Source organism: Cryobacterium sp. Hh38 (assembly GCF_004403235.1).
Classification (GTDB): domain Bacteria; phylum Actinomycetota; class Actinomycetes; order Actinomycetales; family Microbacteriaceae; genus Cryobacterium; species Cryobacterium levicorallinum.
On record NZ_SOHD01000046.1, the window covers coordinates 118,627 to 134,134 of the forward strand.

At 67.6% G+C, this 15,508-nt stretch carries 15 protein-coding genes; 6 read left to right on the top strand and 9 right to left on the bottom strand.

Annotated elements, in window-relative coordinates:
- The first annotated feature begins 44 nt into the window (after positions 1-44).
- The 3 genes from E3T41_RS16885 (at position 45) to E3T41_RS16895 (ending at position 2,818) form a co-directional block, all read left to right on the top strand.
- Complete coding sequence (locus E3T41_RS16885; protein WP_092451267.1) at positions 45-833, top strand: crotonase/enoyl-CoA hydratase family protein; 789 nt, start codon at positions 45-47, stop codon at positions 831-833.
- Positions 834-979: 146 nt separating this feature from the next.
- Positions 980-2,455, top strand: a complete 1,476-nt coding sequence (locus E3T41_RS16890; protein WP_092451269.1) for an NAD(P)/FAD-dependent oxidoreductase — start codon at positions 980-982, stop codon at positions 2,453-2,455.
- 3 nt (positions 2,456-2,458) lie between these two features.
- Complete coding sequence (locus E3T41_RS16895) at positions 2,459-2,818, top strand: Fe-S oxidoreductase (protein WP_104132773.1); 360 nt, start codon at positions 2,459-2,461, stop codon at positions 2,816-2,818.
- A 109-nt stretch (positions 2,819-2,927) separates the two neighbouring features.
- On the opposite strand, the gene E3T41_RS16900 is transcribed toward E3T41_RS16895, so the two are convergent.
- On the bottom strand, positions 2,928-4,418 hold the full coding sequence (locus E3T41_RS16900) for a catalase (RefSeq protein WP_092451273.1): 1,491 nt from the start codon (positions 4,416-4,418) through the stop codon (positions 2,928-2,930).
- A 46-nt stretch (positions 4,419-4,464) separates the two neighbouring features.
- Complete coding sequence (locus E3T41_RS16905; RefSeq protein ID WP_134479449.1) at positions 4,465-4,947, bottom strand: Fur family transcriptional regulator; 483 nt, start codon at positions 4,945-4,947, stop codon at positions 4,465-4,467.
- Positions 4,948-5,041: 94 nt separating this feature from the next.
- On the opposite strand from E3T41_RS16905, the gene E3T41_RS16910 reads away from it, so the two are divergent.
- Complete coding sequence (locus E3T41_RS16910) at positions 5,042-7,099, top strand: MMPL family transporter (protein ID WP_134479450.1); 2,058 nt, start codon at positions 5,042-5,044, stop codon at positions 7,097-7,099.
- Positions 7,100-7,162: 63 nt separating this feature from the next.
- On the opposite strand, the gene E3T41_RS16915 is transcribed toward E3T41_RS16910, so the two are convergent.
- Positions 7,163-8,593, bottom strand: a complete 1,431-nt coding sequence (locus tag E3T41_RS16915) for an amidase (protein ID WP_134479451.1) — start codon at positions 8,591-8,593, stop codon at positions 7,163-7,165.
- 77 nt (positions 8,594-8,670) lie between these two features.
- Here E3T41_RS16915 and E3T41_RS16920 point away from each other — a divergent pair, with 77 nt between their 5' ends.
- Positions 8,671-9,495, top strand: coding sequence for an SDR family oxidoreductase (locus tag E3T41_RS16920; RefSeq protein ID WP_092451279.1), 825 nt, complete (start codon positions 8,671-8,673; stop codon positions 9,493-9,495).
- 85 nt (positions 9,496-9,580) lie between these two features.
- Here the strand turns inward: E3T41_RS16920 and E3T41_RS16925 are convergent, their stop codons facing one another.
- From E3T41_RS16925 to E3T41_RS16935, 3 genes are all read right to left on the bottom strand, one after another.
- The gene (locus E3T41_RS16925; RefSeq protein ID WP_170851577.1) at positions 9,581-10,159 is read right to left on the bottom strand and encodes a GNAT family N-acetyltransferase; all 579 of its coding nucleotides are present in this window, start codon (positions 10,157-10,159) and stop codon (positions 9,581-9,583) included.
- The gene (locus E3T41_RS16930; RefSeq protein WP_092451281.1) at positions 10,152-10,874 is read right to left on the bottom strand and encodes a uracil-DNA glycosylase; all 723 of its coding nucleotides are present in this window, start codon (positions 10,872-10,874) and stop codon (positions 10,152-10,154) included. Before E3T41_RS16930 ends, E3T41_RS16925 begins: the two co-directional genes overlap by 8 nt.
- A gap of 123 nt (positions 10,875-10,997) precedes the next feature.
- On the bottom strand, positions 10,998-11,705 hold the full coding sequence (locus E3T41_RS16935; protein WP_092451283.1) for a Type 1 glutamine amidotransferase-like domain-containing protein: 708 nt from the start codon (positions 11,703-11,705) through the stop codon (positions 10,998-11,000).
- A gap of 55 nt (positions 11,706-11,760) precedes the next feature.
- On the opposite strand from E3T41_RS16935, the gene E3T41_RS18080 reads away from it, so the two are divergent.
- Positions 11,761-11,901 (top strand): hypothetical protein, encoded by a 141-nt coding sequence (locus E3T41_RS18080; protein WP_158251651.1) that lies wholly within the window; start codon positions 11,761-11,763, stop codon positions 11,899-11,901.
- Here E3T41_RS18080 and E3T41_RS16940 read toward each other — a convergent pair.
- Genes E3T41_RS16940 through E3T41_RS16950 form a run of 3 tightly spaced genes read right to left on the bottom strand, consistent with a single transcriptional unit; the run spans position 11,889 to position 15,491 of the window.
- Positions 11,889-13,028 carry a bifunctional 2-methylcitrate synthase/citrate synthase gene (locus tag E3T41_RS16940; RefSeq protein WP_134479452.1) on the bottom strand — a complete coding sequence of 380 codons (1,140 nt, stop codon included), beginning with the start codon at positions 13,026-13,028 and terminating at the stop codon, positions 11,889-11,891. The genes E3T41_RS18080 and E3T41_RS16940 overlap by 13 nt on opposite strands.
- A 10-nt stretch (positions 13,029-13,038) precedes the next feature.
- The gene (prpB, locus tag E3T41_RS16945; protein ID WP_092451288.1) at positions 13,039-13,956 is read right to left on the bottom strand and encodes a methylisocitrate lyase; all 918 of its coding nucleotides are present in this window, start codon (positions 13,954-13,956) and stop codon (positions 13,039-13,041) included.
- The gene (locus tag E3T41_RS16950) at positions 13,956-15,491 is read right to left on the bottom strand and encodes an MmgE/PrpD family protein (protein ID WP_233195369.1); all 1,536 of its coding nucleotides are present in this window, start codon (positions 15,489-15,491) and stop codon (positions 13,956-13,958) included. The genes prpB and E3T41_RS16950 overlap by 1 nt, the downstream gene beginning before the upstream one ends.
- Positions 15,492-15,508: the final 17 nt, after the last annotated feature.

A 15,508-nucleotide genomic window follows, 5' to 3' on the forward strand; every position in this document is an offset into this window, starting at 1 on the left:
CGGCGAGCACCGCACGAATTCACACACCGACCAATGGAGGCCCCATGAACGATCAGCCCCGCATCCTCACCGAGCGCCGCGGCCACATTCTTCTGATCGGGTTCAATCGGCCCGAGAAGCGCAATGCCGCCGACTTTGCCCTGCTGCGGCAGCTCGCCCTCGCCTACGGTGAGCTCGACGGCGACCCCGAGCTGCGCGTCGGCCTGGTCTACGCCGTCGGCGAGCACTTCACGGCCGGGCTCGACCTCGCCGACATCGGTCCCCGGCTGGGCCCCGCCGGGCTCGAAATGGTGCCGGAGGGCGGCATCAACCCGTGGCAAGTGGATGGCGAATCCCTCAGTAAACCGGTCGTCATCGCCGTGCAGGGAACCTGTCTCACCCTCGGAATCGAGCTCATGCTCGCGAGCGACATTGTGGTTGCCGCCGAATCGACCAAGTTCGGGCAGATCGAGGTAGCCCGCGGCATTTTGCCGTTCGGCGGCGCGACGATTCGGTTCCCGCGTGCGGCCGGCTGGGGCAATGCCATGCGGTGGCTGCTCACCGGTGAGCTGTTCGATACCGCCGAAGCGCATCGTTTGGGCCTCGTTCAGGAAGTCGTGCCCGACGGCACCCAGTTCGACCGGGCGCTCGAGCTCGCCGAGAAGATCGCCGCCCAGGCACCCCTCGCGATCCAGGCCACCCTCGCCAATGCGCGCCTGGCGCAGCGGGAGGGGGCGGCATCCGCTGAACAAGAGCTGCAGCCGGCCCTCGCCCGCCTGGTGCAAACTGAGGACTCCCGCATCGGCATGCAGTCCTTCATGACCCGGACCCCCGCCGTCTTCGTGGGCCGTTAGCCACGCGCGCACCCTCCTCTTCTGCGACCGGGCCCGGAACGCAGGCCCAGCCTATTAATCGGGCCCGGGTTCACAGAGTGGGCCCCCGACGGGCACCTCGGGATAGGCTGCTCTGAACGGTCGGGCCACAAAGTCAAGGAGATTCAATGTCAAGTCAGAACTACGACGTCATTGTGATCGGCGGCGGCGCTGTCGGCGAGAACGCGGCCGACCGCACCGCGCAGGGCGGCCTGCGCACGGTCGTCGTCGAAAGCGACCTGGTCGGCGGCGAATGCTCGTACTGGGCCTGTATGCCGTCCAAGGCTCTACTGCGCAGCGGCGCCGCTCTCGCTGCGGCCAGGCGCGTGCCGGGCGCCGCCGAAGCCGTCACCGGAACCGTCGACGCGCGTGCCGCCCTCAAACAACGCGACGCCATCGCGAGCCACTGGAAGGACGACGGCCAGGCAAAGTGGCTCGAGTCGGCCGGAATCGACCTGGTACGCGGCCACGCCCGCCTCACCGGCACGAAAGAGGTCACCGTGACGTCCGCCGACGGCACCGTGACCGTGCTCACCGCCACGCACGCCGTCGTCGTCAGCACCGGTTCGGCCGCCCTCCTGCCCGACATTCCGGGCCTGACAAACATCGAACCGTGGACCAGCCGCGACGCGACCAGCGCCCAGGAGATTCCGGCCAGCCTGGCGGTGATCGGCGGCGGCGTCGTCGCCGCCGAGATGGCCGCCGCCTACGCCTCACTCGGCTCGACAGTGACCGTCATCGCGCGCAGCCCTCTGCTCGGCGGTCAGGAACCCTTCGCCGGTGAGCTCGTCACCGCCGCCCTGCGGCGCAACGGCGTCACCGTCCTCGTCGGCCCGTCTACCACCGAAGCCCACCGCAACTCAGACGGCACCGTCACGCTCACCCTCGACGACGACAGCACCGTCACGGCCGAGAAAGTGCTCGTGGCCATCGGCCGAACCCCGCGCACCCAGGATCTGGGCCTTGAAACCGTCGGGCTCGACGAAGGCGACTGGCTCGCCGTCGACGACACCCTGCTCGTGCAGGGCGACTCCCCCGCGCTCGCCGGTGACTGGCTCTACGCCACCGGCGACGTCAACCATCGCGCGCTCCTCACCCACCAGGGCAAGTACCAGGCACGAGCGACTGGCGACGCGATCGTGACCCGCGCGGCCGGCAGACCGATCGACACGGCGCCCTGGGGCGTGCACGTCGCGACCGCCGACCACGCCGCCGTGCCCCAGGTCACCTTCACCGACCCGGAGGTGGCCTCGGTCGGGCTGACCGCAGCATCCGCTGTCAAGGCGGGGTATCGCATCCGAATTCTCGATTACGACCTCGCCAACCTGGGCGGCGCCTCCGTGCTCGCCGTCGGCTACGTCGGTAAGGCGCGCGCGATCGTCGACCTCGACCGCGAGGTGTTGCTCGGCGTCACCTTCGTCGGGCAGGATGTCGCTGAGCTGCTGCATTCGGCCACGGTCGCCATTGTCGGCGAGGTGCCCATCAACCGGCTGTGGCACGCCGTGCCGAGCTACCCGACGCTGAGCGAAGTCTGGCTGCGCTTGCTCGAAGCGTACGGACGCCCCGGGTCGACCGACAACGACACCGAGGCCGCGGACGAGTAGCGGATGCGGCGCATCCTGTTCGACTCACCCGTCAGCCGCGCCGGCTACCTGTACGCAACCGCGTTCGGGCTAGTCTGGGGCTCGATCTGGAGTACCGGCCGAGTCGAGCGCAAGGCCGGCCTGTATGTGTTTCGCGGCATGCCGCCGTGGACGTTCGGACGCGGCGGATCCTGCGTCGGCGGCTGCTACCTCACCAATCAGAACGTCACCGCGGCCGTGCTCGAGCATGAGGCCGTGCACAAACGCCAGTGGCAGCGCTTCGGCATGGTCTTTCCGCTGCTATACGCGCTCGGCGGGCGCAATCCGCTGCAGAACCGCTTCGAGATCGAGGCCGGCCTGAAAAAGGGCGGCTACATCCGCTAGTTCAGCCAACGTGGCTCGTGACACCGCCGTCCATTCCGGTGAGCGGCTGCAGCACACACAAAACCGCCCGGGCTGGGAACAGGCCGGGCGGTTTTGTCGTGCAGAAGCGCTACTGCGCGGCGACGTACTCAGCGTCGATGGCGGCAGCCGCGGCGAACACAGCGAGGTTCGCACGCAGCTTGGCGCCGAGGTCGGCGTCAACGCTGGTCCAGTACCAAATGGCACGCTCGGTGACCTCGGGGCGGGTCACGCCGCTGATGGCACCGGTGATGGTGTCGAGGAAGCGCGCCTTGGCGGCGTCGTCGTAGACCTCGCGGTACAGCGTTCCGGCCTGGCCGAAGTCGCTGTCCTCGCTGCGCAGGGTCGCGGCGGCACGCAGCAGCGTTCCGTCGCCTTCCCAGGCGCCCTCGCCGGCCGCGGCCGGGTCGGCGACGGGGCCGCCGAGGGAGTTGGGTGCGTAGTTCGGCTGGCTCGGGGCGTTGAAGTGGTGGCGCTGCGCGCCATCCTGCGAGTAGTTGTTGACCGGGCTCTTCGCCGCATTGATCGGCAGCTGGGTGTAGTTGGTGCCGACGCGGTAGCGCTGCGCGTCGGGGTAGGAGAAGATGCGCGCCATGAGCATCTTGTCGGGGCTTGCGGCAATTCCGGGAACGAAGTTGGCGGGCGAGAACGCGGCCTGCTCGATCTCGGCGAAGAAGTTCTCCGGGTTGCGGTTGAGGGTGTGGGTTCCGACCGGAATGAGCGGGAAGTCGGCGTGCGGCCAGACCTTGGTCACGTCGAACGGGTTGAATCGGTAGGTGTTGCCCTGCTCGTACGGCATGACCTGCACGGAAACGTTCCAGGACGGGAAGTTGCCGGCGGCAATGGCGTCGGACAGGTCGCGACGGTAGTAGTCAGCATCCGCTCCGGCGATGAGCTCAGCTTCTGAGCCTTCCATCTCGACGTTGCCCTGGTTGGATTCGAAGTGGTACTTCACCCAGAACCGCTCGCCGGCGGCGTTGATCCACTGGTAGGTGTGCGAGCCGAAGCCGGGCATTTCACGCCAGGAGCGCGGCAGGCCGCGGTCTCCCATGAGGTAGGTCACCTGGTGGGCGGACTCCGGGGAGAGCGTCCAGAAGTCCCACTGCATGGTCGCGTCGCGCAGGCCGGTGCCCGGCAGGCGCTTCTGCGAGTGGATGAAGTCGGGGAACTTGATGCCGTCGCGGATGAAGAACACCGGGGTGTTGTTGCCGACGATGTCGTAATTGCCCTCGGTCGTGTAGAACTTGACCGAGAAGCCGCGCACGTCGCGCCAGGTGTCTGGGCTGCCCTGCTCGCCGGCCACGCTGGAGAAGCGCTGCAGGGTGGGGGTGACGGTGCCGGGCTGAAACACGGCCGCGCGGGTGTACTTCGAGACGTCGCCGGTCACGACGAACTCGCCGTGCGCTCCGCTGCCCTTGGCGTGCACGATGCGCTCCGGAATGCGCTCGCGGTTGAACTGGGCGAGCTTCTCGACCAGGTAGCGGTCGTGCAGCGCGGTGACGCCGTCGGCGCCGACGGTGAGGGAGTGCGCGTCGCTGGCGACGGGCGTTCCCGTCTGGTCGGTAGTGGGCTTGATAGTCATGGTGCTCCTTGGTGTGGATCAGCAACGCGAGGTTGGCGGAAGAAAGTTAGGGGTGTGCGGTGTCGAGCTGGCACTGGGCGCACAGGCCCCAGTAGATGACCTCGGCGGCGCGCACGTCGAAACCGAGCGTATCCGCCGGCGTGAGGCAGGGTGCGTGACCGATGGCGCAGTCCACGTCGTGCACCACAGTGCAGCGGGTGCAGACGATGTGGTGGTGGTTGTCGCCGACCCTGCGCTCGAACAGGGCGGGCGAACCGGCCGGTTCGATCTTGCGCACGAGTCCGGCAGTGCCGAGCGAGGCGAGCACCCCGTAGACCGCCTGCAGCGAGGTGCCGGGCAGGTCGGTGTGCACCGCGGTGAACAGGGCATCGGCGTTGGAGTGCGGCATATCGGTGAGGGCGCGCAGCACAGCCAGACGCGGCGCCGTGACTTTGAGACCAGCCGAACGGAGGCTGTCGGCGAGCAACCCGGCGTCGGCTGCGGCCAGGCGCAGGCCCGCGGTCTCTTCGCTCGGTTCGATCGTCGTCATGCTCCGACCCTAGCATTTGTTTTGAGTAATTCAAAACAATTCGGGCACTGGTATAGCTAGCTAGGATAGCGATTATCGAGGTTCTGGAGGAACTGTGCTCGCGATCACGCGATTCATCACCGGCAAACGCACCGCCTGGGCGGTCTTGCTCGGAACACTCGTGGCGGTCGGTCTGCTGTTTGCGCTGCTCCCGGCCAATGAGTCCGAGGATTTTCCGGCGGCGGGGCTGCCGGAGACCAGCCAGGCGGCCCAAGTCACCGAGCTGCTCGCCGACTTTCCCTCGGCCGACCAGACCGCGGCGATCGTGGTCTGGAGCCGCGACGGCACCGCGCTCACGGCGTCCGACCAAACCGCGATCACCGCCGCAGCCGAGCAGCTCGGTGCCGCGTCGATCGCCCCGCGCGCGGCCACGCCGCAGTTCAGCGACGACGGTCAGGCGGCGCTGAGTGTGGTGCCGCTGGAGGCGGCGAGCGCGACGGCCGACATTGCGAAGACGGCCACCGACATCCGTTCAACGGCGTCGACCGCGCTGCCGAGCGGGCTGACCGCCTATGTCACCGGGCCGGTCGGCTTTCAGTCCGACATCACCAACGCTTTCGCCGGAGCCGACTTTCGCCTGCTGCTGGTGACCGTGATCGTCGTCGCGGTGCTTCTGATCGTGACCTATCGCAGCCCGGTGCTCTGGATCCTGCCGCTCGTCGTGGTCGGGCTCGCCGACGGCCTGGCCGGCAAGGTCGCCGGCGCGCTGACCGAACCGCTCGGTTTCGCCCTCGACGCCTCGATCTCGGGCATCCTTTCGGTGCTCGTGTTCGGCGCCGGCACCAATTATGCCCTGCTGCTCGTGGCCCGCTATCGCGAAGAATTGCTGCACACCGAAAATCGCAACGTCGCCATGCGCACCGCCGTGACGAGCGCCGGCCCGGCCATCGCGGCGAGCGGCGGCACCGTTGCGCTGAGCCTGGCGACCCTGGTTTTCGCCGAACTGGCCGGCAACCGGGCGCTCGGCATCGCCTGCGCCATCGGTGTACTCATCGCCATTCTGTTCGCCCTGCTCGTGCTGCCGGCCGCCCTCGTGGTCTGCGGGCGCGGCCTGTTCTGGCCGTTCATTCCGCGCGTGCAGGCCCAGGCCACTGCCCCGCGCACCGGCTTCTGGACCAGGCTCGGTCGCGGAGTGGCCAGGCATCCGGTGATCATCACGATCGTGTCCGTTCTGGCGATCGGTTCGCTCGCGTTCGGGCTGAACGGAGCCGCGGTCGGGCTATCCCAGGCCGACCAGTTGCTCGGCAACCCGGAGTCGGTTGTTGCCCAGGACATCGTGGACGCGTCTTTTTCGGCGGGGCTGACCAGCCAGACGGTCGTGCTGACGCCGGATGCGGTATCCGCTGACACCGTGGCAGTGGCCCTGCAGACCCCAGGGGTCTCCGCGGCTGTCGCCGGTGAGAACGCCGGCGGCCTGACCCGCATCGATGTCACCCTAGACAGCGAACCAGGCAGCGACCTGACTTTCGCGACCCTCAGCCAACTGCGCAGCGATTTAGCGGATGCTTCGGGCGCGGTCTCGCAGGCGCTGGTCGGTGGCAGCGATGCCACGGCCCTCGATACGAAAATCAGCGCCGAACGGGACCAGGCCCTGATTCTGCCGCTGATTCTGGGCATCGTCTTTCTCATTTTGGCGCTGCTGCTGCGCTCCCTCGTGGCGCCGGCGTTGCTCATCGCCACCGTGCTCGGCACCTTCTTCGCCAGCCTGGGAGCTTCGAACCTGATCTTTCAGAACCTGCTCGGCTTCGCCGCGTTCGACACCAGCGTCGTGCTGTTTTCCTTTCTGTTCCTGGTCGCTCTCGGCGTGGACTACAACATCTTCCTGACCACGCGAGCGCGGGAAGAGGCCCGGCGCTACGGCACCCGAGAAGGCATGGTGCGGGCGCTCTCGTCGACCGGAGCGGTGATCACGAGCGCCGGGATTCTGATCGCGGCGGTGTTCGCCGTGCTCGGCGTCCTGCCGGTCGTGGCGCTCACCCAGATCGGCGTGATCGTCTGCATCGGCGTGCTGCTCGACACCCTTGTCGTGCGCACCGTGCTCGTGCCGGCCCTGGTCTTTCTGGTGGACGACCGGTTCTGGTGGCCGTCGAAGCCTGTCGCGTCACGCCAGTAGAATTTCGGCGCGACTCTGGTTGACTCCGGGCTCACGCCCGGTGAGGCCAACGCCCGGTCAGGCCTACGCAGGGTCGGGCGGCACGCGGTCCTGCCAGCGGATGCGCCGCTCCAGCTGCGCGCCGAGCGCCAGCAGCGTCGCTTCGCCGCCGGGTCGCCCGATGAGCTGCACGCCCATCGGCAGGCCGTCGTCGGTCTGGTGCACCGGCAGCACGATGGCCGGCAGCCCGCTCACGTTGATCATCGAGGTGAACGGCGTGTACTGCACCTGCTGGGCGAAGTTCGCCTCGCCGTCGTGCGCGTCGTACCAGCCGACCGGCCGCGGCGTCAGCGCCATCGCCGGGGTCAGCACCGCATCGAATTTCGACAGCTGGCGAATGAACGAACGCTCGAACGCGGACAGTGCGGCCAGCGCCTCGGCGAGTTCCCGGGCACCGAGGGCACGACCTCGGGCGAGCAGCCACTGGGTCAGCGGTTCAAGCAGGGCGACGTCTGCGTCGGTTTCGGCCGGGATGGTCGCCGCGCCCGCTTGCCAAATTGTGCGAAACGCCGGCACATAGCTCGCGTCGGGCACGAGTGCCGTCTCCTCGAGGCCGTGCTGCAGCGCGGCGAAACCGGCCACGGCGAGATCGAGCGCGGCCTGGGCTTCGGGCGCAATCGAAATGGAGTAATCGTTATCCCAGGCTGAAGTGGTCATGACGCCGAGCTGAAACCGCCCATCGCCGCGCACCGCCGCGGCCAGCAGCGGAGCTTCGTCTCCCGGAGCCCGCAAGGCATAGTGGTGGTCGGGGTGACCATCTCGCGGCGCGATCATGGCATCGAGCAGCAGGGCGGCATCCGCTACCGTGCGGGCGATCGGGCCGCCGACGGCGAGGCCACCGAGCTTGTCGACTCCGGAAGCGGACGGCACCCGTCCGCGGCTCGGCTTGAGGCCGACCAGCCCGCAGGCGGCCGCTGGGATGCGGATGGACCCGCCGCCATCGGAGCCCGGCGCGAACGGCAGCAGGCGGGCGGCGACCGCGGCGGCGGCGCCGCCGCTGGATCCGCCGGCGCCGAGCGCAAGGTTCCACGGCGTGCGAGCCGGCGGTGCCGCGAGGCTTTCGGTGTAGGAGGCGAGGCCGAATTCCGGCGTGTTCGTCTTGCCGAGGCTGACTCCCCCGGCGTCGTCGAGGGCCTGCACAAGCTCATCCGACTCGTCGGGCACATAGTCGGCGAAGAGGCGGGAGCCGAACCTGGCCGGCACCCCGGCACGCAGGTACAGGTCCTTGTCGGCGAACGGGAGGCCCCAGAGCGGCGCGGTGCGCGGCATCCGCTCTTCAACGTAACGGGCCCTGGCCCTGGCCGCGTCTGCCGTCACCGTGACAAAGGCACCGAGTGCCGGATTGTACTTCTCGATGCGGGCGAGGTAGTGCTCGGCGAGCTCGCCCGGGCTGATTTCGCGGTTCTGCAGGGCCTGCCATTGCTCAAGGGCGGTCAGTTCGTGTGGATCAGCCATGACCCGAGCCTAGTTCGGCGACGGTCGCCAATCAGGCAGCACTGGCCGGGGCGGCACAACGAGGCTAGCCTCAATCCATGGCCAGCGCTTTGTACAACCCCATCGGCACCACCGCGCTCATCACCGGAGCGTCGAGCGGACTCGGCGTCGGGTACGCCCACGCGCTCGCCCAGCGCGGCGCGGATCTGGTACTCGTCGCCCGTCGCCAGGCCCGGCTCGAATCCCTCGCGGTCGATCTCGCCGAGAAATACGGCACCGTTTCCACCGTGATTCCGCTCGATCTCACCGAAGCGGATGCCGTCCCCGAGCTGGTGCGCGACCTGCGTGAGCGGGCAATCACCATCGGCACCCTCGTGAACAATGCCGGATTCGCCACCTTCGGCACCGTGCTCGAGTCGGACGAGGCCCGCGAACGCGAGCAGGTGGCGCTCAACGTGCACGCGCTGACCGCGCTGACCCACGCCTTCCTGCCCGATCTGGTCGAGACCGCCTCGCTGCATCCGCACACTGCGGCGCTGGTGAACCTGGCCAGCACGGCCGCATTCCAGCCGGTGCCGCGCATGGCGGTGTACGGCGCGACCAAGGCCTACGTGCTCAGCTACACCGAGGCGATCAGTTACGAAACGCGGGCGAGCGGCCTCAAGGTCACGGCGATCTGCCCAGGTCCCGCCGACACCGAGTTCTTCGAGGTCGCCAAGACCGGCGGCGGCAAGAAGGGCACACCGCTCACGGTCGACGAGGTTATGCGCGCCTCGTTCTCGGCGCTCGACCGCTCGGTCACGCCCTCGGTCGTGCTGGTCGGCGCCCGCAACGCCCTGCTCGCCCGGGTCGCGAGCATCTCTCCGCGACGTGCGGTACTCAACGCCGTCGGCCGCCTGAACACGCCGCGCGGCACGCGCTGAGCCCGGGCACGCCCGCGAGACGCCAACTTCGGTCCCTATGCCCCGCGACCTGCCAACGTCGGCCCCATGAGCTGGGCCGACGGGGCTACTTCAGACTCTTCTGCAGCAGAATAGTGCCGAGCCAGCGCTCGAACTTGAAACCGACCTTGCCCATGCGGCCGATCTCCTCGAAACCGAAGTCGCGGTGCAGCTTGATCGAGGCATCCGCTCCCTGATCCGCGATCACGGCGATGATCTCCTTCAGGCCGGCCGCCTTCGACCGCTTGATCAGTTCGCCGAGCAGCTCGCGCCCGAGTCCCTTTCCGGTGGACGCGGCGCCGAGGTAGATCGAGTTTTCGACCGTGAACCGGTAGGCCTTCTTCTGTTTCCACGGGGCGACCAGGGCATAGCCGAGAATCTGGCCGGCCGGTGAGACGGCAACGATGAACGGCATGCCCTGCTTGTTCAGGTAGTAGAACTTGTCGCGCCACTCGGGGAGAGTCATGGCATCTTCGTCAAAAGTGACGGTGCTGTTGGCTACGTAATAATTGTAAATTTCGCGAATGTGCGGCAGGTCGGTCGCCCGCACCTCACGCATCGTGTATTCGAACGGCGTCTCGACGGCGGTTTCCGGCCGCAGGTGGCGGGGCAACCGACGACGAGGCTCGTATTCTTCCTCAAGCACCGGGCACTCCCCTTTCTGGTTGATTCCAGATTACCGGAAGCTCCCAGTTCACCGATGCAGCCCCCTGCCCGGTCAACAGCCGGTTGGCGTTGCTGAATGGCTTCGAACCGAAAAAACCACGCCAGGCCGATAGTGGACTCGGGTGCACCGACTCGTGCACGGGCGTGTCGCCGAGCAGTGGCTTGAGCGCGCCGGCATCCTGTCCCCACAAAATCGCGACCAGCGGATGTCCCCGCCCGGCCAGTGCGCGAATGGCCTGGTCGGTCACCGCTTCCCATCCCTGGCGGCGGTGCGAACCGGCCGCTCCCGCACCGACGCTGAGCACCCGGTTCAGCAGCAGCACGCCCTGATCGGTCCAGGCCGAGAGGTCGCCGTGCTCGGGTCGCGGCAGGCCGAGATCGGCTTCATATTCAGTGTAGATATTGCCGAGGCTGCGCGGAAGCGGGCGCACGTCGGCTTTGACGGCGAAGGCCAGGCCGATCGGATGGCCCGGAGTCGGATACGGATCCTGCCCGACGATGAGCACCCGCACGGCGTCGAACGGCTGGCGGAACGCGCGCAGCAGGTGCTCCGCAGCGGGCAGCACGGCGCGGCCGGCGGCTCGTTCACGCGTCAGGAACTCGCCGATCCTGGCCAGGTCATCGGCCACGGGTGCGAGGGCGAGCGCCCAGCCCGGATCGATGTCGCCGCTGGCCGCGAGGGCGTCGAGGTTCACGACCTCACCCGGCCGACCGGGCGCGCCCGATCAACCCGGCAGGTACCTGATGGGGTGGCGACCGCCGCGAGCTGACTCGGTACGCATGTTGCGGCATCCGTTGTGCAGGCTGTCATGCGCGGGTCAGGCGCCGATGGTGCTCACGAGCACGCCGCCGTCGGCCTGGCTGACGTTCCAGACGCTGCCGGCGCCGAGCACGCGAAGTGCGCCCTCGCCGACCACGAGCACGGTGTTCTCGTCGATGGCGAGGCCGCCGTCGATCAGGCCGGCCTCGGTCGCCGCGATCAACCGGGACAGGCTGCCGGACTGGGCGGCGTGCACGTCGACCGTGACGTCGAGCAGTCCGATGCCCTGGGCGAGGGTGATCTCGTCGAGGCCCTCGGAGACGTCTTCGGGCGTCACCTCGACGCCGCCGATGCGCCAGCCGCCGATCAGGGCTCGTTCGGCGGCGATCATGGCACCGGCCGAGAAGCCGAGGTAGGGCACGCCGGCCGATACCTGGCGGCGAATCTCGCCGGCTATGGGGAGCAGTGCGGCCAGGTAATCGGGGGTCACGCCGCCGCCGATGAGAATGCCGTCGACAGCGCCCAGAGCGGTGAGGTCGCCGGTATCGCCGGGCGCGAGTACGGTGCGGCGGGTCTGCACACTGTCGCCGAGCGAGGCAGCCAGTTCCTCGGCGTGGGCGCTGCCCGGGCCGACGGTGATGATAGCCACGATCGGTTCGTCACGGCCAGCCTGTGCGGCGTGAGCCACAACCTCGGACAGGAACGTTCCGAGCACCTGGGCATTGTGGGCCGGGTCTCCTCCGCCGCCGACCAGGTGCACGCTCACGCGGTGACCTTCGTTTCGGTCGTGGCTGTGTCGTTGCTCGAAAGAGGTGCGTCAAGTGTCATTCGACAATGCTAACGAAAGACGCAAGCGCCGTGACCGCAGGCACAATAAAGCGGATGCCGCGCTGCCGACCGGCAGCGCGGCATCCGCTCGTTGCGGTTTATCCGGCGCGAAGAAGAAGCGCTACGGAACCTGACGCTGGTCGAGCCCGTTGTAGGCCGACAGCGGGCGAATCAGTGCGTTGCTGGTCTTTTGCTCCATGATGTGCGCGGTCCACCCGGTGATGCGCGCCGCAACGAACAGCGGCGTGAAGGTGAGGGTGTCGAACCCCATCAGGTGGTAGGCCGGGCCCGAGGGGTAGTCGAGGTTGGGCAGGATCGCCTTGCGCGTCGTCATCGCCGTCTCGAGGGCTTCGTAGAGTTCGAGCAGCTCCGGCTTCTCGTAGTGCAGGGCCAGGGTGACGAGCGCCGCCCGCATGGTCGGTACGCGCGAGTCGCCGCTCTTATAGACGCGGTGCCCGAAGCCCATGATCTTGCGCTTCTCGGCGAGCGCCTGCGCGAGCCAGGGCTCGGCCCGGGCGGCCGAGCCAGCGCCGAGGCCGATCTCGGTGAAGGTGTGCATGACGGCTTCGTTCGCGCCGCCGTGCAATGCTCCCTTGAGCGCCCCGACCGCGCCGGTCACGGCCGAATAGAGGTCTGACAGGGTTGAGGTGATCACCCGCGCGGTGAACGTCGAGGCGTTGAAGGAGTGCTCGGCGTAGAGAATCATCGACACGTCGAAAGCGTTGACGACGACGACCTCAGGCACCTCCCCGAAGGCCATGTGCAAAAAGTTCGCCGAGTAGCCGAGGTCGTCGCGCGGCTCGACCAGGTCGAGCCCATGCCGACGCCGCTGGTCGTACGACACGATCGCGGGCAGCTGGGCGAACAGCCGAATCGACTTGGCCAGGTCGGATTCCGGCGACGGGTTCTCGGCTTCCGGATCGCTCGCTCCGATAACGCTCACCGCGGTGCGCATGACATCCATCGGGTGCGCGGTCAACGGCAGTTCGTCGATGATGCGCTTGACGACCGGGTTGAGGTGGCGCAGCGATCGTTCGAGGGCCTCGAACTCGGCCAGCTGTTGGTCGTCGGGCAGCTCCCCGTGCCAGAGCAGGTAGGCGACCTCCTCGAAGCTCTTCTTCGCCGCGAGTTCCTGCACCGGGTAGCCACGGTAGAGCAGCGAGTTGGTCTCCGGGTTGACCTTGGAGACCGCGGTCGTGTCGACGACCACGCCGGTCAGCCCCTTATAGACGTGTGGAGCGAGTGTTTCCGTGTCAGACATTATGCTCCCCTTATACCTTGGACGAAATGTGCGGGTTCAGCGTGAAATCGAAGATACCCGAATCGAACTGGCTATACGACGCGTAGTCGAGCAATTCGTACAGGTCAGCCCGGTGCTGCATCTCGGGCAGCATCGTCGTGAGCGAGCCGGTCTGCTCGATCGCATCGAGTCCGCGGGCCGCCGACCCCATCGCGAGGCGCAGCAACGACACCGGAAAGATCACCAGGTTCATGCCCACGTTTTCGAGCTGCTGCACGGTGTACAGCTCGCCCTTGCCGAATTCGGTCATGTTCGCCAGGATCGGCACCGAGACGGCCGCCCGGATCGTCTCGAACTCGGCCAGGCTGCCCATCGCCTCGGGGAAGATCGCGTCCGCTCCGGCATCCTGCAGCTGCTTTGCCCGAGTCACCGCGGCATCCAAACCGTCGACGGCACGGATGTCCGTGCGCGCCATCACGAGAAAGTTCGCATCCCGGCGGGCATCGACCGCCGCGCGGATGCGCTTGATCGCGGTGTCCGCATCCACGACCTGCTTGCCGTCCAGGTGACCGCAGCGTTTCGGGTTGATCTGGTCCTCGATGTGCATTCCGGCCAGGCCGGCATCCTCGAGAGTCTGAATGGTGCGCGCCACGTTCATCGGCTCGCCGAAGCCGGTGTCGGCATCGACGATGGCCGGCAGGTCGGTCATCCGGGCGATCTGCTGCGACCGGCCGGCCACCTCGGTGAGGGTGGTCAGGCCAATGTCGGGCAGGCCGAGGTCGGCCGAGAGCACGGCACCCGAAATGTAGACGCCCTCGAACCCCTTCTGCTGAATGAGTTTGGCCGAAAGCGGGTTGAACGCGCCCGGAAAGCGCAAAATCTTGCCGCTTTTTAGGCCCTGGCGCAGGGCAATGCGCTTGTCAGCGGCGTCGCGCCTGGCGTACAGCATTAGAAGATTCCGATCGGCGCAGTAATGGAGGAGAGCAATCCCGGCTTGGCCACGATGGTCAGGCCGCCGAGCTCAGCCGCGCCGAGCTCGGGCAGACGCTGGGCCAGAGCGAGAAAGCGTTCAATCTCCGACGCCTCCATGACCGGGGCAGCGAGGGTGCGGAACTTGTTGATGTACTCCGCGCGGGCGAAGGGGCGAGCTCCGAGCGGATGCGCATCGGCGACGGCAATCTCGTCCACGATGCGGGTTCCATTGGCCAGTTCGATCTCGACGCGACCGCCGAAGGCCTTCTCGGCCGGGTCGAGGGAGTGGTAGCGACGCGTCCACTCCTTATCCTCGGTGGTTGTGACGGTCTGCCACAGGGCGATGGTGTCTGGGCGGCCGGCTCGTTCCGGGCTGTAGGAATCGACGTGGTTCCAGCTGCCGTCCTGCAGAGCGACCGTGAAGATATAGGGAATGGAGTGGTCGAGCGTCTCGCGGCTCGCGGTGGGGTCGTACTTCTGCGGGTCGTTGGCGCCGGAGCCGATCACATAGTGCGTGTGGTGGCTGGTGTGGATGACAACGCTCGTGATAGCCCCGGCGACGAGCAGTTCGGGGTGTTCGTTGTGCAGCTTGCGAGCGAGGTCGATCCAGGCCTGCGCCTGGTATTCGGCCGAGTGCTCCTTGGTATAGCTGTCCAGAATGGCCCGCTTGATGCTGCCGGCTTTCGGCAGCGACACGTCATAGGAGCCGTCCGGGCCGTCGAGCAGCCAGGCGATGACGCCGTCTTCGCCCTCATAGATGGGAGTCGGGCTGGTTTCGCCGCGCAGCGCACGGTCGACGGCTTCGACAGCCATCTTGCCAGCGAAAGCCGGGGCGTGCGCCTTCCAGCTGGAGATTTCGCCCTTGCGGGATTGGCGCGTCGCGGTCGTGGTGTGCAGCGCCTGACCGACGGCCTGAAAGATGGTTTCCTTGTCGAGGCCGAGCAGGGTGCCGATACCGGCGGCGACCGACGGGCCGAGGTGGGCAACGTGGTCGATCTTGTGCGCGTGCAGGCTGATCGATTTCACCAGGTCGATCTGAATCTCGTAGCCGGTGGCGATGCCGCGAATCAGGTCGCTGCCGGTCAGGCCGCGGGAGGCCGCGAGGTGCTGGGCGACCGCCGTGATCGGCGGGATATTGTCGCCGGGGTGCGAGTACTCGGCGGCGAGGAACGTGTCGTGATAGTCGAGTTCACGCACGGCCACACCGTTGGCCCAGGCCGCCCACTCCGGGGAAACCCGGCGGGCGGGGGCGAGGCCGAACACAGTCGCTCCGTCGCCGCCATTGGAACGCGGATGTGCGAGCGCCTGCGAGCGGGCGGCGATCACCGGGCGACGAGTCAGGCTGGCCGCCGCGACGGAGGCGTTGTCGATCACCCGGTTGATGACCATCTCGGTCACCTCTTCAGAGACGAGGGCCGGGTCGGCGGCGACCTCGGCGATTTTCCAGGCCAGCTGGTCCTCGCGGGCCAGATTCTCGTCGCTCTTGTGAACTCGAACGTGGTGAAGCTGCACTGTGGATCCCTTCGTTA

Excerpts from the sequence above, each read along its gene's own strand:
- E3T41_RS16920 (WP_092451279.1), top strand. The coding sequence starts at position 8,671 with ATGGCCAGCGCTTTGTACAACCCCATCGGCACCACCGCGCTCATCACC.
- E3T41_RS16905 (WP_134479449.1), bottom strand. The coding sequence starts at position 4,947 with ATGACGACGATCGAACCGAGCGAAGAGACCGCGGGCCTGCGCCTGGCC.
- E3T41_RS16900 (WP_092451273.1), bottom strand. The coding sequence starts at position 4,418 with ATGACTATCAAGCCCACTACCGACCAGACGGGAACGCCCGTCGCCAGC.
- E3T41_RS16940 (WP_134479452.1), bottom strand. The coding sequence starts at position 13,028 with ATGTCTGACACGGAAACACTCGCTCCACACGTCTATAAGGGGCTGACC.
- E3T41_RS16895 (WP_104132773.1), top strand. The coding sequence starts at position 2,459 with ATGCGGCGCATCCTGTTCGACTCACCCGTCAGCCGCGCCGGCTACCTG.
- E3T41_RS16890 (WP_092451269.1), top strand. The coding sequence starts at position 980 with ATGTCAAGTCAGAACTACGACGTCATTGTGATCGGCGGCGGCGCTGTC.
- prpB (WP_092451288.1), bottom strand. The coding sequence starts at position 13,956 with ATGCTGTACGCCAGGCGCGACGCCGCTGACAAGCGCATTGCCCTGCGC.
- E3T41_RS16885 (WP_092451267.1), top strand. The coding sequence starts at position 45 with ATGAACGATCAGCCCCGCATCCTCACCGAGCGCCGCGGCCACATTCTT.
- E3T41_RS16915 (WP_134479451.1), bottom strand. The coding sequence starts at position 8,593 with ATGGCTGATCCACACGAACTGACCGCCCTTGAGCAATGGCAGGCCCTG.